This window comes from Bacillus sp. FJAT-53060 (assembly GCF_037104745.1).
Classification (GTDB): Bacteria; Bacillota; Bacilli; order Bacillales; family Bacillaceae; genus Bacillus; species Bacillus stratosphericus_B.
This window is the reverse complement of record NZ_JBAWSW010000001.1, coordinates 13,838-32,376: the sequence shown is the minus strand read 5'-3', so window position 1 is coordinate 32,376 and position 18,539 is coordinate 13,838. Positions and strand designations below refer to the sequence as shown.

At 39.8% G+C, this 18,539-nt stretch carries 27 protein-coding genes; 18 read left to right on the top strand and 9 right to left on the bottom strand.

Features of this window, described 5'->3' with window-relative positions:
• Positions 1-14 precede the first annotated feature (14 nt).
• Positions 15-653, bottom strand: a complete 639-nt coding sequence (trhA, locus tag WAX46_RS00230; RefSeq protein WP_336493173.1) for a PAQR family membrane homeostasis protein TrhA — start codon at positions 651-653, stop codon at positions 15-17.
• Between the two features lie 13 nt (positions 654-666).
• A complete protein-coding gene (locus tag WAX46_RS00225; RefSeq protein WP_336493172.1) occupies positions 667-1,638 on the bottom strand; it encodes a sigma 54-interacting transcriptional regulator in 972 nt (323 codons plus the stop codon).
• Positions 1,639-1,819: 181 nt separating this feature from the next.
• On the opposite strand from WAX46_RS00225, the gene ilvA reads away from it, so the two are divergent.
• From ilvA to ypmT, 7 genes are all read left to right on the top strand, one after another.
• The gene (gene ilvA, locus WAX46_RS00220; RefSeq protein ID WP_226566303.1) at positions 1,820-3,088 is read left to right on the top strand and encodes a threonine ammonia-lyase IlvA; all 1,269 of its coding nucleotides are present in this window, start codon (positions 1,820-1,822) and stop codon (positions 3,086-3,088) included.
• A 36-nt stretch (positions 3,089-3,124) separates the two neighbouring features.
• Positions 3,125-3,376, top strand: a complete 252-nt coding sequence (locus WAX46_RS00215) for a DUF2535 family protein (protein ID WP_312887849.1) — start codon at positions 3,125-3,127, stop codon at positions 3,374-3,376.
• A gap of 188 nt (positions 3,377-3,564) precedes the next feature.
• Entirely contained in the window at positions 3,565-4,407 is an 843-nt protein-coding gene (locus tag WAX46_RS00210) for a DegV family protein (protein ID WP_226566302.1), read from the top strand.
• 63 nt (positions 4,408-4,470) lie between these two features.
• A complete protein-coding gene (locus WAX46_RS00205) occupies positions 4,471-5,022 on the top strand; it encodes an SCO family protein (protein ID WP_226566434.1) in 552 nt (183 codons plus the stop codon).
• 69 nt (positions 5,023-5,091) lie between these two features.
• Positions 5,092-5,853 carry an SGNH/GDSL hydrolase family protein gene (locus WAX46_RS00200; RefSeq protein ID WP_226566301.1) on the top strand — a complete coding sequence of 254 codons (762 nt, stop codon included), beginning with the start codon at positions 5,092-5,094 and terminating at the stop codon, positions 5,851-5,853.
• Positions 5,854-5,862: 9 nt separating this feature from the next.
• Entirely contained in the window at positions 5,863-6,429 is a 567-nt protein-coding gene (locus WAX46_RS00195; RefSeq protein ID WP_226566300.1) for a YpmS family protein, read from the top strand.
• 24 nt (positions 6,430-6,453) lie between these two features.
• On the top strand, positions 6,454-6,651 hold the full coding sequence (gene ypmT, locus WAX46_RS00190) for a protein YpmT (RefSeq protein ID WP_226566299.1): 198 nt from the start codon (positions 6,454-6,456) through the stop codon (positions 6,649-6,651).
• A 29-nt stretch (positions 6,652-6,680) separates the two neighbouring features.
• Here the strand turns inward: ypmT and WAX46_RS00185 are convergent, their stop codons facing one another.
• From WAX46_RS00185 to WAX46_RS00175, 3 genes are all read right to left on the bottom strand, one after another.
• Positions 6,681-7,343, bottom strand: coding sequence for a DUF4397 domain-containing protein (locus WAX46_RS00185; protein ID WP_226566298.1), 663 nt, complete (start codon positions 7,341-7,343; stop codon positions 6,681-6,683).
• A gap of 119 nt (positions 7,344-7,462) precedes the next feature.
• Positions 7,463-7,723 carry a DNA alkylation repair protein gene (locus WAX46_RS00180; protein ID WP_226566297.1) on the bottom strand — a complete coding sequence of 87 codons (261 nt, stop codon included), beginning with the start codon at positions 7,721-7,723 and terminating at the stop codon, positions 7,463-7,465.
• A gap of 54 nt (positions 7,724-7,777) precedes the next feature.
• Positions 7,778-8,209, bottom strand: coding sequence for a MarR family transcriptional regulator (locus tag WAX46_RS00175; RefSeq protein ID WP_226566296.1), 432 nt, complete (start codon positions 8,207-8,209; stop codon positions 7,778-7,780).
• A gap of 136 nt (positions 8,210-8,345) precedes the next feature.
• Between WAX46_RS00175 and msrA the strand changes: the two genes are divergently transcribed.
• Together msrA and msrB are read left to right on the top strand one after the other, a co-directional pair.
• The gene (msrA, locus tag WAX46_RS00170; RefSeq protein ID WP_226566295.1) at positions 8,346-8,879 is read left to right on the top strand and encodes a peptide-methionine (S)-S-oxide reductase MsrA; all 534 of its coding nucleotides are present in this window, start codon (positions 8,346-8,348) and stop codon (positions 8,877-8,879) included.
• Positions 8,879-9,310, top strand: a complete 432-nt coding sequence (gene msrB, locus WAX46_RS00165) for a peptide-methionine (R)-S-oxide reductase MsrB (protein WP_226566294.1) — start codon at positions 8,879-8,881, stop codon at positions 9,308-9,310. Before msrA ends, msrB begins: the two co-directional genes overlap by 1 nt.
• A 53-nt stretch (positions 9,311-9,363) precedes the next feature.
• Here msrB and WAX46_RS00160 read toward each other — a convergent pair whose 3' ends face one another.
• Positions 9,364-10,392 (bottom strand): SDR family NAD(P)-dependent oxidoreductase, encoded by a 1,029-nt coding sequence (locus WAX46_RS00160; RefSeq protein ID WP_226566293.1) that lies wholly within the window; start codon positions 10,390-10,392, stop codon positions 9,364-9,366.
• Between the two features lie 256 nt (positions 10,393-10,648).
• Between WAX46_RS00160 and WAX46_RS00155 the strand changes: the two genes are divergently transcribed.
• Complete coding sequence (locus WAX46_RS00155) at positions 10,649-11,371, top strand: acylneuraminate cytidylyltransferase family protein (protein ID WP_226566292.1); 723 nt, start codon at positions 10,649-10,651, stop codon at positions 11,369-11,371.
• A 15-nt stretch (positions 11,372-11,386) separates the two neighbouring features.
• Here the strand turns inward: WAX46_RS00155 and WAX46_RS00150 are convergent, their stop codons facing one another.
• Both WAX46_RS00150 and WAX46_RS00145 read right to left on the bottom strand, forming a co-directional pair.
• The gene (locus tag WAX46_RS00150; RefSeq protein WP_226566291.1) at positions 11,387-12,349 is read right to left on the bottom strand and encodes a CgeB family protein; all 963 of its coding nucleotides are present in this window, start codon (positions 12,347-12,349) and stop codon (positions 11,387-11,389) included.
• A 15-nt stretch (positions 12,350-12,364) separates the two neighbouring features.
• Positions 12,365-12,766: a hypothetical protein gene (locus WAX46_RS00145; protein WP_336493171.1), complete on the bottom strand. Its 402-nt coding sequence runs from the start codon at positions 12,764-12,766 to the stop codon at positions 12,365-12,367.
• A gap of 205 nt (positions 12,767-12,971) precedes the next feature.
• Here WAX46_RS00145 and cgeC point away from each other — a divergent pair, with 205 nt between their 5' ends.
• The 7 genes from cgeC (at position 12,972) to WAX46_RS00110 (ending at position 18,110) form a co-directional block, all read left to right on the top strand.
• Complete coding sequence (cgeC, locus tag WAX46_RS00140) at positions 12,972-13,292, top strand: spore maturation protein CgeC (protein ID WP_226566289.1); 321 nt, start codon at positions 12,972-12,974, stop codon at positions 13,290-13,292.
• Between the two features lie 156 nt (positions 13,293-13,448).
• Positions 13,449-13,643, top strand: a complete 195-nt coding sequence (locus tag WAX46_RS00135) for a hypothetical protein (RefSeq protein WP_336493170.1) — start codon at positions 13,449-13,451, stop codon at positions 13,641-13,643.
• 160 nt (positions 13,644-13,803) lie between these two features.
• Positions 13,804-15,180 carry a sigma-54 interaction domain-containing protein gene (locus WAX46_RS00130; protein WP_336493169.1) on the top strand — a complete coding sequence of 459 codons (1,377 nt, stop codon included), beginning with the start codon at positions 13,804-13,806 and terminating at the stop codon, positions 15,178-15,180.
• A gap of 117 nt (positions 15,181-15,297) precedes the next feature.
• A complete protein-coding gene (gene ablA / locus WAX46_RS00125; protein ID WP_226566287.1) occupies positions 15,298-16,698 on the top strand; it encodes a lysine 2,3-aminomutase in 1,401 nt (466 codons plus the stop codon).
• 2 nt (positions 16,699-16,700) lie between these two features.
• A complete protein-coding gene (locus tag WAX46_RS00120) occupies positions 16,701-16,982 on the top strand; it encodes a YokU family protein (RefSeq protein WP_226566286.1) in 282 nt (93 codons plus the stop codon).
• Positions 16,983-17,061: 79 nt separating this feature from the next.
• Entirely contained in the window at positions 17,062-17,286 is a 225-nt protein-coding gene (locus WAX46_RS00115; RefSeq protein ID WP_226566285.1) for a YozE family protein, read from the top strand.
• A 143-nt stretch (positions 17,287-17,429) separates the two neighbouring features.
• Positions 17,430-18,110 carry a hypothetical protein gene (locus tag WAX46_RS00110; RefSeq protein WP_226566284.1) on the top strand — a complete coding sequence of 227 codons (681 nt, stop codon included), beginning with the start codon at positions 17,430-17,432 and terminating at the stop codon, positions 18,108-18,110.
• Here the strand turns inward: WAX46_RS00110 and WAX46_RS00105 are convergent.
• Positions 18,107-18,241 (bottom strand): hypothetical protein, encoded by a 135-nt coding sequence (locus tag WAX46_RS00105; protein WP_336493168.1) that lies wholly within the window; start codon positions 18,239-18,241, stop codon positions 18,107-18,109. The two genes, WAX46_RS00110 and WAX46_RS00105, sit on opposite strands and share 4 nt — an antisense overlap.
• Positions 18,242-18,361: 120 nt before the next feature.
• Between WAX46_RS00105 and WAX46_RS00100 the strand changes: the two genes are divergently transcribed.
• Positions 18,362-18,532 (top strand): YozD family protein, encoded by a 171-nt coding sequence (locus WAX46_RS00100; protein WP_099680891.1) that lies wholly within the window; start codon positions 18,362-18,364, stop codon positions 18,530-18,532.
• Positions 18,533-18,539 lie beyond the last annotated feature (7 nt).

Sequence of the window (18,539 nt, the reverse complement as noted above, 5' to 3'; positions counted from 1 at the left end):
GGTGCTGGTCTTTTTCATGCAGCTGGAATGTTGACACAATAGAATAGGATACAGAAAAACATCGAAGCACTTCCGCCGAGAACAAAACTGTGCCAAATCGCATGATGATAGGGGATTTTACGCCAAATATAAAAGATGGTTCCGATAGAATATAAAATACCGCCTAACAGCAATAGACCGAATCCAGCTGCCGTTAATTGCATATATAGAGGTTTAATCGCAATGATAATCATCCAGCCCATTAATAAATAAACGATGGTTGACACAATGATAAACCGTTTGACGAAAAAAATTTTAAAGACAATGCCACCTGCCGCAAGAGCCCATACAATCATAAGAAGCGTATAGCCCAGCGCACCTTTTAATGGTCCAAGTAAAAAAGGTGTGTATGTACCGGCAATCAATACATAAATAGCAGAATGGTCGAGGATCTCAAATACATCTTTTGTTTTTTTGTGCTGAATGCTATGAAGCAGGGTCGAGCTTAAATAGAGCAGCAGCATGGATGCGCCAAATATCGAAAAGCTAATAATGTCTGTGATTGTGCCATATTGAACAGCGGATAAAACGAGAAAGACAATGGCAGGAATGGATAAAACAACCCCAATGCCGTGTGTAACGGCATTTGCAATTTCTTCTTTTACAGTAAACAATGGATGTCCCCCTTTATTGAACCGGTATATAACCATCAAGCGACTTCAGGAATGAGAGACCTTCAAGTGTAATTTTTGTTCCAGCCCTGCCTTTTCCTTTCGTCACATATTCCTTTTTCTCAAGATCATCTAATCGGCTTCTCACCTGCTGAGGAGTTAGGGGAATGTCCCCTTGTTTGCTTAATTCAGACAAGATTCGTCTACTTGCTGCTTCTCCTTTTTCATTCAGTGATTTAATGGCTTCAAGTAAGAAAATAAATTCTTGTTTCTCCATAAGCGTGAGCTGGTGTTCTTCCTTTTTTCCTTTTCCAGTCGTGTGCTGAGGTGACAACACAAAAGGCGGCAAGTGATGTAAAAAAACGGTTTGCCCCTTGAGAATCGTTGCAGCATAATGCACGATATTTTTGAGTTCTTGGACATTTCCTTCAAATGGGTACTGCTGCAAAGTGTCCCAAACACTTGTATCAATGTCAGGCTGCACGTCCAGTTCCTTGAAAAAAGCTGTTGCTAAAGCAGGAATATCTGTTTTTCGATCTGCTAAAGGCGGAATGGACAGGTGGAGAACATTGAGACGATAAAACAGCTCAGGTAAAAAGGAAGACGAAACCCTAAGTGCATCTAATGATAAAGACGAAGAAGCAATAATCTTTGTTGCATTTGAAGTCTCTAAAAAACGAATGACCTGATGCTGCATAGGCATACTTAATGCGCCGACTTCGTCTAAGTAAAAGACTTGATTCGTCTTTTGAGTGAAGAATGCTTCGTGTAAGGTGTCTTCATCCATAGTGGGGCAGTATATGTGTGTCAGCGCAGCGTGAGGAACAGATGCGTTTGCTATTTCTTGCGCAAATAATGTTTTGCCTGTTCCAATTGCTCCCGTTATCAAGACAGGCCGTTTGTTTTTTGTAAATTGTTTTGCCAAATGAATCGCATGTTTTATATCTTGGTGTTCTCCATATATAGAAGTAAACGGACGTGTTGTCATAGGGTGATTCCTTTCTTTTTGGTTCTAATTGGTTCAATTATAACACCCAAATAGAACTGTTGTATAGAAAAAAGAAAAAGTTCATGAAATTGATGTTTGATCCATAATCTATTGGTTTATTTTTTGAATATTCATGTTATAATGACAAATTAAATAAGGTTAAAGGGAAAGGATCTTGTACATGAAACCGTTGCTCAAAGAAAACACGCTAATTCAAGTGAAAGACATCTTAAAAGCCCATCAAAATTTGAAGGATGTAGCGATTCATACACCCCTTCAAAAAAATGAGCGACTTTCTGAACGATATGAATGTAATGTCTACTTAAAAAGAGAGGATCTTCAAGTAGTTCGTTCCTTTAAATTAAGAGGCGCTTTTAATAAAATGAGCCAGTTGCCAAAAGATAAACTAGAAAATGGCATTGTCTGTGCAAGTGCTGGAAATCACGCGCAAGGTGTTGCCTATTCTTGTAAACATTTAGGCATCCACGGGAAGATTTTTATGCCAGCAACGACGCCAAGGCAAAAAGTATCTCAAGTCGAGCTATTTGGAAAAGAATATGTTGACATTATCTTAACCGGAGATACGTTTGATGATTCCTATCATGAAGCAGTGAAATGCGGAGATGAAGAGAAGCGCGAGTTTATTCATCCGTTTGATGATTTGGATGTGATGGCAGGACAAGGAACCACTGCTGTAGAAATATTAAACGATATCGAAGTAGAGCCTCACTTTTTATTTGCAAGTGTCGGAGGTGGAGGTCTGCTATCTGGCGTTGGCACATATATCAAAAACATTGCACCAGAAACTGAAATCATTGCAGTCGAGCCACTTGGCGCTGCCTCACTTCATGCTTCCCATGAGAAGGGAGAGGTCGTGACCCTTGATTCAATTGATAAGTTTGTAGACGGGGCAGCGGTTCAGCGGATTGGCGAAAAGACGTTTACGTCCCTTCAGTCCGTTGTCGATAACATTAGTCTTGTACCAGAAGGGAAAGTGTGTACAACCATTTTAGAGCTATATAATCAATGTGCAATTGTAGCTGAGCCAGCTGGCGCTTTGCCGATAGCGGCGTTAGATGCACATCGCGATGAGATTAAAGGCAAAAATGTCGTCTGTATTGTCAGTGGGGGAAATAATGACATTGGCAGAATGCAAGAAATCAAAGAACGGTCGATGATCTACGAAGGGCTTCAACATTACTTTATCGTCAATTTCCCCCAAAGATCAGGAGCCCTCAGGGAATTCTTAGATGAAGTGTTAGGGCCAAATGACGATATTTCACGATTTGAATATACGAAAAAAAATAACAGAAGCAAAGGTCCTGCACTTGTTGGTATCGAATTGAAAGAAAGAGATGACTATGCGGCGCTGATTGAACGGATGAATAAAAAAGGCTTCCACTATGTTGAAGTGAATAAAGATCAAGATTTATTCCACCTATTTATTTAGGCTTAACAGATAATTGGAAAAGAGGATTGATCGTTTGTGGTGCTCAAAACAATATGTTTTAGACGGATGGATGGAGCTCAGATTAAGGTAACAGAAGTCCCTGTTATAAAGGGGGATGAAACGTATGGCTTCATGCTTACCTTTAGACTCGAAGTTTTTTTGAAAAAAGTCTATGTATCTAAAGGAAAGAGAGATGTATTCTCTTTCAAGGAGGATGTGAAACGCAATGTCAAGTGGAGCACATATGAACAGATCTATCAGCAGCCTACACTAAAATACAATGCGTAAAATCGAAATCTTTGTCAAAAGGAGTGAGCGGCCGTTTTGGTATGGCGGAGACTCAATTTGGCAAGGATTTTTTTCAAGAAAAGAGGAAAATGTGACAATTTCAAAAACGTTCTGACAGCTGTTTTCAAGATTGCAGGAAATAAGGTAATATCATAAGTAAAGACTAAGACAGCAAGGATGAGACGATAGTGAAGCAAATTAAAATTGTAACAGATTCAACTGTGGACCTTCCGCAAGAGAAAATCAATGATCTTTCCATTGATGTGATTCCGCTCAATATATCCATTTCAGGCGTCGATTATATTGACAGAGTAAATTTACAGCCTGATGAGTTTATTCAGAAAATGGAGGCCGCTGAAGAACTGCCGAAAACGTCTCAACCTGCGATCGGTCAATTCATCGAATTATATGAAAAGCTGACGGCGGATGGAAGCGAAGTGATGAGTATTCATTTAACCGGTGGAATGAGTGGTACAGTTCAAACTGCTAAAAGCGCTTCGGAAATGGTCGATGGAAACATCACGGTAATTGATTCTGCTTTTATCTCCCAAGGACTAGGATTTCAAGTCATCAAGGCAGCCGAACTTGCTAAAAAGGGTGCCAGCCGTGAAGACATCATCAAAGAAGTAGAAAAAATCCGCCTTAAAACAAAACTATATGTGACAATTGATACATTAGAAAATCTCGTGAAAGGTGGAAGAATTGGAAGAGGAAAAGCGCTTATTGGGTCTCTTCTTCATATTAAACCAATTGCCAGCTTAACAGAGGGAATCTACACGCCAGAGGCGAATGTGAGAAGCTACTCTGCTCTTGTTCGCTATCTGACAAAACAGTATGTGCAGGCTGTGAAAGGAAAAACAGTTCAGGCCATTGGGATTGCTCATGCAGATGCATTAGAGCTTGCTGAAAAGCTCAAATCAGCGCTACTTGATCATACACCTGATGCACTTGTTGACATCGCCTACACAACACCGATTATTTCCTGTCATACTGGAAAGGGAGCAATAGGCTTTACTTTTTATACCGATTGATTGAAAAAGGGGATGGGCATGATCATGTATAGAAAAAGGGGAGCCTTGTTTCGTGCGCTTATAATGATAAGCGTGCTTCTTTTAGTCTCGTGTTCAAATGGACAAATCAAGGATGCGTTAAATTATCAAATCGAGCCGTTTGAGTATCAAAACCAGGATGGTCAAAAGGTTTCACTGGATGATTTAAAGGGGAAAGTGTGGGTGGCAGATTTTATTTTCACAAGCTGTGAAACAATCTGTCCGCCTATGACGGCTCATATGACAGAGCTGCAAAAACGATTAAAAGAAGAAAAAGTGGATGCCCATATCATTTCGTTTAGTGTAGACCCAGAAGTGGATTCACCGAAAAAGCTAAAGGATTTTGCGAAAGCCTATCCATTGTCCTTTAAAAATTGGGATTTTCTCACTGGCTACTCGCAGTCAACGATTGAAAAATTCGCCATGAAAAGCTTTAAAACCATCGTGAAAAAACCTGAAGATGAAGATCAAGTCATTCATCAATCACTGTTTTTCCTTGTGGATCAAGAAGGGAAAGTGATGAAAAATTATGATGGCGTTGAAAATACACCATATGATGAAATCATCAAGGACATCAAAACGCTTAACATGAGCTAGCATAAGGATGTTCAAATGAGCGAAAACATGATACACTTTTTTAATCGGAAAAAGGAGGGACATCATCGTTTGAGGGCTCGTTTGATTTTCATTGTGATGTCTTTAGCTTTTGTTCTTTCTGCATGTTCCGCACAAGAGGCTGGCATAAAGGATCAACTAGAAGACTCACACCACGTAAAAAAACATATTACCATCGTAGCAGTTGGCGATTCCTTGACTGAAGGAATTGGAGATCAGAATAAAAAGGGATATGCAGGTATTACCCGCGACAAGATAGAAGCGATGGACGGCGTGCAATCTGTTACATTAAAAAACTATGCCATTAAAGGCAGTAGGACTGAAGATTTATTAAAAAGATTAAAAGAAAAAAAGGTGCAAGATGGACTGAAAGAAGCTGATTATATTTTCTTTACAATTGGCGGCAATGACTTAATGCACGTTGTCCGTCAAAATGTGCTCAATTTGACTTTTGCTCCTTTTCAAAAAGAGAAAGGTCCTTTTGAAGAGCGCTTTAAAACCATTCTTGCTCAACTGAGAGAGCATAATGACAAGGCCAAGATCATGTATGTAAGTATGTACAATCCTTTTAAGCTCAGTCTGTCTGAGCTGAGAGAAATTGATGAAGTCGTCAAAGACTGGAATGCAGTCGCCAAAAAAGAACTGAAAAAAGACGGCAACGCCGATATGGTCAATGTGGCAGATTTATTTGAAGAAGAATCTGATGAAACATTACTCGCAGATGATGATTTTCACCCAAATCAAAAGGGGTACTCTCTTATGGCAAATCGTTTATTCTCAGAAGTAAAAAAAGAAGGACTGCCGAAGGAATAGGGTGAAAATATGAAAAAATGGAAAAGCTTATTTTTTATTTTACTGACAATCAATCTACTGATTGTTCTTGCTTGTGGTATCTTGATGCTGCTGCAGGGCGGTCAACTAGCTTCAAAAAAAGCAGTGAAAAGCGAGTATTCTTTTAACATTTCTAGTTCGAAAGAATCTCTGACCAGCTTTGTAAATGATTATCTGAAAAATCAAGGATCAAGTGATATGCCTGACTTTCATGTGGCGATTGATCAAGATGTGAAAGTGACAGGTGCCATTAAAGCCTTCTCTTCAACAATTGATGCAAACGTCTCTTTTACGCCAACTGTTGAAGAAAATGGTGATGTTTTGCTGAAAGTGGATGACTTTTCAATTGGACAATTGAGCATTCCGATTAGTTTTGTTTTAAGCTATATGGGCCAATTTTATGAACTACCAGAATTCGTTCATGTGAAGCCAGATCAAAAAACAGTGGAGGTTCGTCTTTCAGAAATGCCACTGACGAATGATATGTATGTCAAAGCGAACAAAATTGATCTTGAGAACGATAAAATTGAATTCTCATATTATCATCCACAACAATAGAATGTGCTAGTCAGGAGTGAAATCATGAAGCGAGTTTATCAATATTTTAGTTTGCTGTCGCTCTTATTTGCTGTGTACTTTGGCATGACGGCTGCCACTGATTTAAAAGCAGAAAATATCAATCAGTTTTACTTAAATATTGCCTATTGTGCATTATTTTTAGCGACCATGATTCTTGCTTTTGATTTTCAAAAGCAAGAAAAAGCTGAGGATGTCTCGTAAGGAGCCTTTTCCATATAGAAAGGCTCTTTTTACATTTGACGAGACAAGGCGACCTTTGCCATGAGCTCTGGTTCTCCATTTGCAAACCCATGAAGCAAAATGAGGTATGCACGCTTTGTTTGAAGGTGAACTTTTGGGATATCAAGCAGTGTACTTTGAGTGCCAGAGGCTTTTAATTCAAAATGATATTTATTCGGAGAGAAGTGATGTGTCTGAGTGCTGCTCACATAACCAAGGTCCTTTGATAAAATCCCTTGATCCCGTTCATATATATCAATGAGAGGGAGGTCTGGAGACAGCTGGACGAACGTCAGTGCCGCCAGATCATCTTGCTTGATGAGAGGGTCTTGCCGCTCTGTTAGCAATGCGAAGCCTGTACGGGCCCCTGTGATACATAGTGTGTAAGTTTCGCTTCCCTTGATCAGCATACGAGAATAAAGAACCCTTTCTTTTAAAGCCAGGTTGAACACTTCAATCTCATAAACACCCTCACCCCATTCCATATAAGATGTCAGCTGGCCATAAGACATCGTTTTGTCGACCTGCTGGTGATTTACAAAGACAGCGAGCTCACTTAGATCAGGTGCAGTGTGAAATAATCGGATAACGGCTTTTTGAGAAGTGTTGCTGTGCTGGTGGAAGGTTGCTGATGGACGGTATGGGAAGTCATTCATATCATAGAGCTGCTGCATGTCATCATCCCTTCTTTCTCATGCGATGGTGTTTTTTGTAGCGTATGCATGAGAGGGACGATCTGTATAGGCTAAAGAAACAGAGAAAAAAGCCTGACGTTTTCCGTCAGGCGGGTATGTTAAGAAGGAGAAGAATATTGATGATATTCTGCCAACTTAATGAACGTTTTTTCATCCTCAATTAATCCGCAAACTCCGCACTGGACTTTGATGTGAGGACCTTGATAGCTCATGTGAAAAGGTGAAAGCTGATCACCTTCGTATGTTTCGACAACTGCTCCAGTTGCAGGATCAAGTTTTACAGGTTCTGAAAGCTGCTTGATGAGATTAAAGCGCATTCTGTTTGTTTTACAGTTTGGACAAAGATAAGGGCTTGTCATGGTTCATTCCACCTCTTTTTATCCGTAGCATGTCCTAAGCACTAAAATCTATGCTCAATCCTTTTGACTTTTATCCAGTTTTTTGAATAATTTGATCATCGTTTTGAGTTCTTCATTATCAAAAGATTCAAATCGCTCCATAAAGTATTCTGTTTTCTTTTTCTCGAAATGCTGAGTAATTTCCTTACCCTTATCGGTTAAGTGGATTTTAATGATGCGACGATCCTCTTTTGAACGAATACGGGTGATCCAGCCTTTTTCTACAAGTGTGTCGGTCACAGCTGTAATATGGCTTGCTGATACCCCAAGAATTGAGGCAAATTCCGTTACTTTTTTTGCACCTTGCTCACGTAGTAGATTTAAGATGAGAAATTCATTCCGAGATAATTCGTTTTCGAGCAGGCTGTTAATTTCATAACGTATCTGCTTAAATACGGTTCTCAGTAAAGTATCCATTTCATACATCATTTGTTTTCTTTGTTCCAATCATTAAACCCCCATTATATTTTATACGACAGAATGCTTCCTTTACAAGTTAGGTACACAAGTCGTATCATTTTCATTATTTTTTATCATGTTATAATATGATGATACCATTTTTTAAATGAAGGGGGGCACTAATATGTCTGAAAAACAAGAATTAGCCACATTTGCAGGAGGCTGTTTTTGGTGTATGGTTAAGCCTTTTGATGAACAGCCAGGCATTATCAAAGTTGAATCAGGGTATACTGGCGGACATACAGTGAATCCAACCTATGAGGAAATATGTACAAATACAACGGGGCATAGAGAAGCGGTTCAAATCACGTTTGATCCTGACTTCTTCCCATATGAGAAACTCTTAGAACTGTATTGGCAGCAAATAGATCCAACAGATGATGGTGGGCAATTTGGTGATAGAGGAGAGTCCTACCGTACAGGTATTTATGTTCATCATGAGGAGCAACGAAAGCTTGCAGAGGCATCGAAAGAAAGGCTGAGTCAAAGTGGGATCTTCCAAAAGCCAATCGTTACAGAAATTTTAGAGGCGGGCCCTTTTTATCCTGCGGAAGAATATCATCAGTATTATTATAAAAAGAACAAAATGCATTACGAACGATACCATGTCGGTTCAGGTAGAGCGGGTTTTATTCAATCCCATTGGAGTGATAAATAATGGCAAATGAAAAAGAGCAGCGTATCAAAGATTTAAACCGAATGCAGTATGAAGTCACGCAAAATAATGGCACTGAACCCCCATTTCAAAATGAATTTTGGGATCACAATGAAGAAGGCATTTACGTGGATATCATTTCAGGCAAGCCGCTGTTTTCTTCTTTAGATAAGTTTGATGCCCATTGCGGCTGGCCAAGTTTTACAAAACCTATCGAAGACGAGGAAGTAGAAGAGAAGGTTGATACGAGTCATGGCATGGTTCGAACAGAGGTTCGCAGCAAGACTGCTGATTCTCATCTTGGTCATGTCTTTCCTGATGGCCCAGGGCCAAACGGTCTTCGGTACTGTATTAACTCAGCCGCTTTGAATTTTATCCCAAAGGATGATCTTGAAAAAGAAGGTTACAGCAATTTGAAACATCTATTTGAATGATTTAACTAAAAAAATCGTCACATGGAAAGCATCTGTTTCCGTGTGACGATTTTTTATTTTTTATGATGCGTGTGATGTAATTGTTCAATAATGTGAAATAGCTTCGCTTTTGTAATGAGCGGGGCTTGATTTGACGTGTAATTGGTCAAATCGACTTTTTGAAAAGCAGGGTGCTGATGTGGTCTCGGTAAGATTGCATAAAACTGTTCGTGTTCAAATAGTGCATCTGCCTCATGTGGGAATGTGAGCTCCTCGTGAAGTTTTTCTCCGGGTCTTTTCCCGACAACGAGAATATCCGGGACTTTGGCGTTGATTTGACGGGCATATTCATGAAACGCTTTTATTAGATCAGCAAGCTGTAATGACTCCATCTTGAGAATGAAGGTTTCGCCGCCTTTCATCATGATGGCTGCTTCAAGTGTGAGGTCTACAGCCTCTTCAATGGACATAAAAAAACGTGTCATATTAGGGTCTGTCACGGTCAAAGGCTTATCGTTTAATAGCTGCTGGAGCATAATCGGAATGACGGAACCTCTTGATCCAAGCACATTACCAAAGCGCACAGAGCAAAACATTGTTTTTCGGTTAGGAATACTTTCGTTTGCTTGAAAAAATAGTTTTTCTGAAATCAATTTTGTTGCACCCATTGCATTTGTAGGAGCCACGGCTTTGTCAGTTGAAATGTTGACAACATGACTGACTTCATGTTCGATGGCTGCTTCAATGACATGCTGCCCGCCGATGATATTGGTTTGTACGGCTTCAAACGGATTATCTTCACAAGTGGGTACTTGTTTTAAGGCAGCTGCATGAAAGATGATATCAACACCTTTGACGAGATGTTTCACGCGTCTATCATCTCGCACATCGCCAAGAGCAAATACGACCTCTGGATGCTCTACATACTCATTTTTCATCATGTATTGTTTGCTGTCATCTTTGCTGAATACAATGATCTTTTTTGGAGAGCAGGCTGTTAATTTCTTAACGATTTGTCGGCCGATCGAGCCCGTACCGCCAGTAACTAAAATCGTTTTATCACGAAAAAAGGTCTTCATACACGTTTCTATCTGTTTGGACATATCAAATCCCCCAACTCTCATTTCTCTACTTTGCATCATATGTAAAAGAGTGGCAGACGTTTGAGGAAAAGAACCACTTCATGCATAAATTAGGTGAACAAATTATAACCATCTGCTTGACGTCTTAATAGAATATGGAGAGATAAAAGAATAAGTAGAAAAAGTAAGAGACCTGAACACTTCAGTACTAGGATCAGCTCAACAAAGAGAAAGCTTTTTCGGACATTGAGCTGTGCGCGAGGGGAGAAGAGAATATATGTATAGGGGAAATCGTATTTTAGCCATGATACCAGCTTTTAGCAGCCAGCAAGATCATCATGATGAACACATTCGTGTATTGGCGGAGCAACCGCTCATCTATTGGACCATTCAGCCGTTATTGCAAATGGTTGAGTTAGATGAAGTCATCGTATCGTCGGAGGATGTGAATACGCAGATCATTTCGTCCCACTACGGAGCAAATGTTATTGAACTTCCAAGCACACACGTGACTGAACAAGCGCCTTCATTACTTGCTGTGAAGCATGCACTGGCTTTTTTAGAACGAGAGGGGAAGACATTTGATATTGTCCTGTATCTTCATCCATCGTCTCCTCTTAGACAGCCGGCAGATATTGAGAGGTGCTTGCAGCTTCTTGTAGAGGGAGGCTATGACTGTACGGCTTCTTTTACAGAGGCACTAGAAAACCCTAACGAAACATGGACACTGCATGAAAGCAATGAAGCGACTTTATATAAGGACAATCACTATTTTTTCATTCCAAAGCATGAACACCCTTATACGTATGGCCGTCTAAATGGTGCAATCTATGCTTTTCATGCTCATTATGCTAAAGAATGCATCCATTCCTTTTTAGAAGGATCTGTTGGGGCATATATGATGGATCAGACACAATCGCTAGTAGTGAAAAGTGAAGAAGATAGGAAAATGGCCGAGAAAGTCCTATTGGCTCGCCGAGATGCGGAAGACACAGAATAAGGGTGAGCGCCCGATTTAGAGGGCGCTTTTTACTATCTCATAAAGCCTATATGGCAGCGTCTCAAATGTGTTCCAGCGAATGACTTGCTCGTAATTGTTTAGCGCAACCTCCTTTCTTTTCTCAACATTTGATACATAATACTCAACCTGCTCAATCAAATCGTCTTCATTTGTGTAAAAAGCGAAGCTTGAAAAAGCATTTGGCGGATTGATATCCGTCAATTGAAAACTTCCACTTGCAGCAATGTCAAATGCTCTGTTGTTCAGGCTCATGTTTTGAATCATGGCTTTGTTTCGATTATAGGCGAATTGAGCTGGCCTGTGTGGGTTAAGGACAATGGCTGATTGTTCATATATTTCCGACATTTGCTGAGGGATCAGCCAGTTGGTCACGAGTGTTAAATCACGATATCGTTTCCGTAACTTATTTACATGACGGTGCCATTCCTTACCTGCAACGAGAATCCGCCATTTGTTCTGATGTATGAGTGTATCGATGGCTTTGATGCGGTTTGGGTAAGGGTAACCAACGAGTGCAATGTCATAGGTGCACGCCTCATATGGCGATTTCTTTTTCTGAAATACTCGTGTATTTGTCGGAATGGGAAAATAGTACGTGTGATCAGCTCCCAATTGTTTGTAAAAAGACAAAGTCCCTTCATCAATGGTTAATATCAGCTGTGCATTACATGCACAAGCAGCTGACACATCTGTATAAAAAGGATCTTCTGTCATCCACAAAATAATAGGGATCTTTTCTTGTTTGAATTGATGAAGCCATTCTTTCGGAACATGATCACCGATCATCATCAAAACAAAATCCGGAGAAAATGTCCGGATTTTGTGCATGTGAGCGGGTATTGAGTCCCTTTCCAACTTTACACATGAAATAGGGGAATCAATGAAGCTGTCTGCTATCCATTGATCAAAAGCTTGATAGATCCCGCCGTAGCCAGAGCTGATATAAATAAGCTTCATGATGGCCCTCTCACTTTATGATGTGAACGTAACACTTTCAACTTTATCTACATCTAATAGAGTCGTTGCAGAGCTTGTAGGTGTCACAGAGCTTTCTTGTGTGACAAATACAACACCCGTTAAAGGATTGAATGCAACGAATTGAACGGAGCCCATTAAGTCTCCTGAGTCCATGACAATGCTAATGACTGTTCCTGGTTCAAGTCTTGCAAAAGTCCATCTTGCTGGTTTAGATATGTCAAGTGTTGTAGCAGAATTTGAAGGTGATGCCTCAGATGCCACTTCACTTAATAAATCGTTTAATTTTTCTTCCACTTGAACTCCTCCTTCTTTGAGATTGACTGTTAACGCATGACTAAGCGGTTTGAAAAGCACTTTCAATAGTTCTTTTTTTAATTCCGCACGCTTTTCGCTCATTTTTCCCATCCTTTCTTCATCAATTCAAACACACCACTATGTATATGCCGTTCACTTTTTTTGGTATAAGTAGAATGCTCATTCCTGTTTCTTTTTTTCATTTAATCACTTCACACATTTTAAAAAAGGTTTTTAAATGCTGAGGCTAAATGGAGTGATTCTCATACTCTAGTAAAGATGAAACAAGAAGAGAGAGGGATTTTGAATGGGATTTGACCAATTATTAAATGATTGGAACGAAGAATTACTAGAAGTAGAAGGAGTACTTGAAGTCATATTAATTTTGCTTCTTCTTCGTCTTTTAGAGGAAAGTGAGGAAGAAAGTGCCTCGGACATCAAAAAATTGCTGCGTCCATGGCTTGAGCTTGGCATTCCGTTGCCACGTGTTCACTTAGTCGATGGAAATGTGCTTCAAAACGTGGTTGTCGTGCAATTGTTTGATTCAGTAGCTGTCTTTAAAAATGCGACAAACCAGCTAAGAGTATGTGCTCCATATATGAACATTGTTAGCTGGGGGGCTTTTTAATCTAATTAAAAAGGATAATGATCATGAAATTATCGGTGATTATAACAAGCTACAAATAAACCTTTATATTGAAGATCAGAAAAAAAGACAATTTGCGTCAAAACGAGACCGCCAAATCGCAGGGTTTTTAAATGGAAACAAGATGTCTATTTACTTGTGCATGATACCTTTTGCCGTATTGTTCCTAAGGTAGTAAAGCTATTTGCGTTTGATCATCAGCCAATCAAGATATACGCTTCTCAATTTACGTTATTCCAAGAAGGGATGCCAATTGTGCCGCTGTATTTGGAATCGCTGCAAGAATTCGATATGTCTCTTTATCAAACATCAGAACGGAAGGACTACTCATAAGAGGGATACTTTTTTAAGCATTAGGCGAAAAAAGCAGGAGATCGGTAGGAAAAAGCGAAACGTGAAAAGGACAGGGGAATGAAACCATATGAAATGATCAAGCTACTGAAAATTGGGCAGTGGATGCCGGTTTTTTAGCACTGATAGTGAGGGGGAAAGTATGGGGAAGGTTGTCGAAAGAGCGGATTGGTTTGAATTAATTTTAGAAGCCATTGATGAAGCCATTCATGTTGTAGATAATCGAGGGGTCACAATTTTTTATAATCATAATGCGGCTAAGTTTGACTGTATACAAAAAGAAGAGGTGATTGGTAAATATATCCTTGATGTGTATCCATCATTAACTGAAAAAACAAGCACGTTAATGCATGTGCTCAGAACGGGGAAGCCCATTTATCATTCTTTACAAACGTATTTGAATAAAAATGGAGAAAAAATTGAAACAGTCAACACCACATTGCCCATTATTGAAGATAGCAAGTTAATAGGAGCAGTGGAAGTGGCTAAAGATGTATCTAAGCTATCGTCGCTTTCTAATCGTTTAGATCAAAAGAAACGAGCGAATGGCGTAGGTGAGACAGATCAAATGCACGATTTTTCTTCATTTTTAACAAATGATCCGTTATTAAAGGAAATGCTTGAGAAGGCAAAAAAAACAGCTGCCTATCCATCGTCTGTTGTTGTCTACGGGGAAACAGGAACTGGAAAAGAAGTGCTGGTGCAAGCCATTGTTCATGAATCAGATCGAAAAGACAAGGTGTTCATACCGCAAAACTGCGCAGCTCTTCCAGAATCATTACTTGAGAGTCTATTGTTCGGATCTGTCAGAGGTAGCTATACGGGCGCAGTTGATCGCAAGGGTCTTTTTGAATTAGCTGATGGAGGTACGCTTTTTCTTGATGAGCTGCAAGCGATGCCGCTTACACTTCAGACGAAACTATTACGTGTTTTAGAGGATGGTGTTGTGAGACGCATCGGTGATACAAAGGCCATTAAAGTAGATGTCAGAGTCATTACTGCACTCAATATAGACCCATTTGAAGCAGTAGAAAAACGAATTTTAAGAGAAGACTTATTTTATAGACTGCATGTATCATCATTTCATATCCCGCCGCTTCGAGCTAGAAAGCAAGATATCAACCTGTTATCTGACCATTTCATAAAAATCTATCATCAGCAGTTTTCTAAACATGTCACCCGCCTTTCTGACGAGACGATACAATTGTTTATGGCCCACCACTGGCCAGGAAACGTAAGAGAATTAAAACATACAATAGAACATGCCGTTTTGATGATGCCAAAGGAAGCTGAAGAAATAAGCCCGACATATCTTCCAGCTCATTTACGTGAGCAGAAGATAAAAAACGAACCGCCGCAGTCCTCATTAAAAAGTCAGGTCGCTTTTTTTGAACAAAGATTGATTCAAGAAGCATTATGTAAGCATGATGGGAATATTAAGCAAACCGCCGCAGCTTTAAAAATCCCTCGACAAACGCTGCAGTATAAACTGAAAAAATATGTAGATGCCCAAATGTAGGCACTTATTCCATTATAAGATGCAAGAAAATGCTCCTTTTTGAAACAATAGGGGCACTTTCCCATGTTGGCACATAACTTGCATAGTATAAAGTGAATGCTGATAGGGGGAATGGATATGAATCAAAAATTGTATGAACCAACGCGTCATTGGAAGGACATTGAGCTTTGGAAGGATGTACCCGAGGAAGAGTGGAACGACTGGATTTGGCAGCTGACGCATACTGTTAAAACGCTTGAAGATTTAGAAAAAGTAGTGAACTTAACAGAAGAGGAAAAAGAAGGGGTGAAGATTTCCACCAAAACGATTCCGCTCAACATTACACCTTACTATGCCTCATTGATGAATCCAGACGATCCAAGATGTCCGATACGTATGCAATCTGTGCCAATTGCAGAGGAGCTTCATAAAACAAAATATGACCTAGAAGACCCGCTTCATGAAGATGAGGATTCACCCGTCCCAGGTTTAACGCACCGGTATCCAGATCGTGTGCTGTTTCTTGTCACAAATCAGTGCTCCATGTACTGTCGCTATTGTACGAGAAGACGTTTTTCCGGACAGATCGGGATGGGCGTCCCTAAAAAGCAATTAGACGCTGCCATTGGGTATATTAGAGAAACACCTGAGGTGCGAGATGTTTTAATTTCGGGCGGTGATGGGCTATTAATCAATGATCAAGTCCTTGAATACATTTTGAAAAACTTACGAGACATTCCACACGTTGAGATCATTCGGATTGGAACCCGTGCTCCTGTTGTCTTTCCGCAACGAATTACAGATGAACTGTGTGAGATTTTGAAAAAATATCATCCGGTTTGGCTGAATACCCATTTCAATACAAGCATTGAAATCACAAAAGAAGCAAAAGAAGCGTGTGAACGTCTTGTCAATGCTGGTGTCCCTGTAGGTAATCAGGCCGTCATCCTTGCCGGTATTAACGACAGTGTGCCGATTATGAAGAAGCTGATGCATGATCTGGTGAAGATTCGCGTCAGACCCTATTATATTTACCAATGTGATTTATCTGAGGGGATTGGCCATTTTAGAACACCAGTCTCAAAAGGACTTGAAATCATTGAAGGCTTAAGAGGGCATACGAGCGGCTATGCAGTGCCAAGCTTTGTTGTAGATGCGCCAGGAGGCGGAGGAAAGATCGCTTTACAGCCAAATTATTTATTATCGCAAAGCCCTGATAAAGTTGTCCTTCGTAACTTTGAAGGCGTCATCACCTCTTATCCAGAGCCAGAGCATTACGTCGCAGGCCAGGCAGATGCGTATTTTAATGAAATCTACGAAGAGAAACAAGAACCTGCAATTGGCGTGACAGCTCTATTTCAGGATGAAGCTAGATCGTTTACGCCTGAAAATTTAAGCCGAATGAAACGAAGAGAAGCCTATGAGACAAATCCTGAGCATGATACCCTCAAAAATAAACGTGAAAAACGGGATGAATTAAAAGAGAAGAAATATCAAGCGCAGCTCAAAAAAGAACAAACTGTAAAGGAGGAGAAATAACCTTGCTGACATGTGATTGGTGTGAGGAAAATAAAGCAAACGAAGAGCAGACAACGGTCTATTGGGAGCTGATCACTGGCACACAATCGATTGAAATTATCGAGACGCCGTCGATCTCCTGCATGCATTGCGGCATGACGTATCAGAAGGATGAGACGGTAAAAGAGATAGAGGATCAATTAATTTTAGTGGATCAAACACAGCTTCCAGAAAAAATCTCATTTGAAGAATTAATGAGCATGGAGCGGTTGTTAAAGCGAAATTACTTTGATTTTTCTTCATAAGTTGTACCTCCGCCTATACAAGTGATCAAATTCCTGTATAATATAACAACAAAATAGAGTATCGCGGAGGGAAAAACAGGTGAAGTCGTTTTACCATTATTTAATGAAATACAGACATCCAAAACCGCAAGATGAAATCAGTCATTTTGCAAATGCTGCTTATGAAGATCACAGCTTTCCTAAAGCTTCCACTGATTATCAAGAGCTATGTGCCTATTTAGAATTGAATGGAGATTATTTAAGCTCCATGACCACTTTTGACGAAGCGTTTGAACAATACGAAGTAGAAGTCAAAAAAAAATAACACACACAACCGCTTGTTCCGAATGGGAGAGGCGGTTTTTGATGAAGAAATAAAACGTTTTGCATGGTGTGGTTGCCCATGCAGAATTCCTTGTGCCGGCATACGATACGTTAAGACCAAAAGTCGGGCAAGGGGGAGACAGAATGAAGGCGAAAGCACCAAAATATAATGTAGGGGATATTGTCGTCGTTGTCATGTACGGCACAGTCGGAACGATAACAAAAGTCCATCAAATTGACCAGCACTATCTGTACGAGGTCAATCATAATGAGGTGCTTTATTTTGAAACATCACTTCAGCTTTATGATGAGTACGATGGGATGATTGTGGATACAGAAAAGCTGGATATTGAATATGAATTCCTCATTGGCGATGTTGTATATGTAAAAGATTATGGAAAAGAGCTCTTTAAAATCATTGGCCATCGGACTGAAATTTGGCGTTACCTTGAAGATGGCTGGGAAGATGTCATTTACGAACTCACGAGGCTAAAAGATGGAGAGTGGCTGGAAACAGAGGAGGAAGACTTAACGCTTGTACTGAGGAAATATGAGGTGGACCAGTTTGTACATCAGCTTCTTTTTGTGCATTACGTCGGAGAGACCTCAAAAGGAATAGAAGAAGATATGGTACAAACGGCACTATTACAGTTAGAAGAGACACAAGAAAGTGAAGCATCACTAGAATTTCTCGCTGTATCTATAGTGGATGAGCTTCTTGATATTTATAATGATTATAAAATTCTCTACGAATTTTTCAAAGATCCAGAATATAAGGATATGATGGATTTTATATTGGAAAGTTTAAACGAGCATTTTGGTTAAAAAAAGACTTGTCCTAACACGAATAAAAAATAAGGCACACAGAAAAAAGCAATCACATAAAACCATCCCCTCAAAATACGGCCCATCAATTGATCAAAAGTATCACCATCTAATATGCTTAACCATTTCATGGCTTCAAGCCCCTTTTCTGTTTGTTTTACTGCATTTATATGTATGAAATGAGCCATTATGACAAACTGTAATAAAAATAAGGCGGCGTTCATACATCATAAAAAAGGAGGCGGAAAGCAATGAAAGAAGCAGACTTGGTGATTGATACAGAGGAAATTGCGGAATTCTTCTACATGGAGCTGGTCAAAAGAGGGTACATACCAACTGAGCTAGAAACGTTTGAGCTTGCTGACATTACGTTTGAGTATATGCTAAAAAAAGCAATGATAGTTGAAGAAGAGGCGTGGTAGAAATTAT

Coding starts and splice junctions, on each gene's coding strand:
- WAX46_RS00180 (WP_226566297.1), bottom strand. CDS start 7,723: ATGACAAGCCCTTATCTTTGTCCAAACTGTAAAACAAACAGAATGCGC.
- cgeC (WP_226566289.1), top strand. CDS start 12,972: ATGGGATTTGACCAATTATTAAATGATTGGAACGAAGAATTACTAGAA.
- WAX46_RS00105 (WP_336493168.1), bottom strand. CDS start 18,241: ATGAAATGGTTAAGCATATTAGATGGTGATACTTTTGATCAATTGATG.
- WAX46_RS00195 (WP_226566300.1), top strand. CDS start 5,863: ATGAAAAAATGGAAAAGCTTATTTTTTATTTTACTGACAATCAATCTA.
- WAX46_RS00100 (WP_099680891.1), top strand. CDS start 18,362: ATGAAAGAAGCAGACTTGGTGATTGATACAGAGGAAATTGCGGAATTC.
- WAX46_RS00185 (WP_226566298.1), bottom strand. CDS start 7,343: ATGCAGCAGCTCTATGATATGAATGACTTCCCATACCGTCCATCAGCA.
- WAX46_RS00155 (WP_226566292.1), top strand. CDS start 10,649: ATGTATAGGGGAAATCGTATTTTAGCCATGATACCAGCTTTTAGCAGC.
- WAX46_RS00145 (WP_336493171.1), bottom strand. CDS start 12,766: ATGAGCGAAAAGCGTGCGGAATTAAAAAAAGAACTATTGAAAGTGCTT.
- msrA (WP_226566295.1), top strand. CDS start 8,346: ATGTCTGAAAAACAAGAATTAGCCACATTTGCAGGAGGCTGTTTTTGG.
- WAX46_RS00130 (WP_336493169.1), top strand. CDS start 13,804: ATGGGGAAGGTTGTCGAAAGAGCGGATTGGTTTGAATTAATTTTAGAA.
- ablA (WP_226566287.1), top strand. CDS start 15,298: ATGAATCAAAAATTGTATGAACCAACGCGTCATTGGAAGGACATTGAG.
- WAX46_RS00205 (WP_226566434.1), top strand. CDS start 4,471: ATGATAAGCGTGCTTCTTTTAGTCTCGTGTTCAAATGGACAAATCAAG.
- msrB (WP_226566294.1), top strand. CDS start 8,879: ATGGCAAATGAAAAAGAGCAGCGTATCAAAGATTTAAACCGAATGCAG.
- ilvA (WP_226566303.1), top strand. CDS start 1,820: ATGAAACCGTTGCTCAAAGAAAACACGCTAATTCAAGTGAAAGACATC.
- WAX46_RS00150 (WP_226566291.1), bottom strand. CDS start 12,349: ATGAAGCTTATTTATATCAGCTCTGGCTACGGCGGGATCTATCAAGCT.
- WAX46_RS00160 (WP_226566293.1), bottom strand. CDS start 10,392: ATGTCCAAACAGATAGAAACGTGTATGAAGACCTTTTTTCGTGATAAA.
- WAX46_RS00110 (WP_226566284.1), top strand. CDS start 17,430: ATGAAGGCGAAAGCACCAAAATATAATGTAGGGGATATTGTCGTCGTT.
- WAX46_RS00225 (WP_336493172.1), bottom strand. CDS start 1,638: ATGACAACACGTCCGTTTACTTCTATATATGGAGAACACCAAGATATA.
- ypmT (WP_226566299.1), top strand. CDS start 6,454: ATGAAGCGAGTTTATCAATATTTTAGTTTGCTGTCGCTCTTATTTGCT.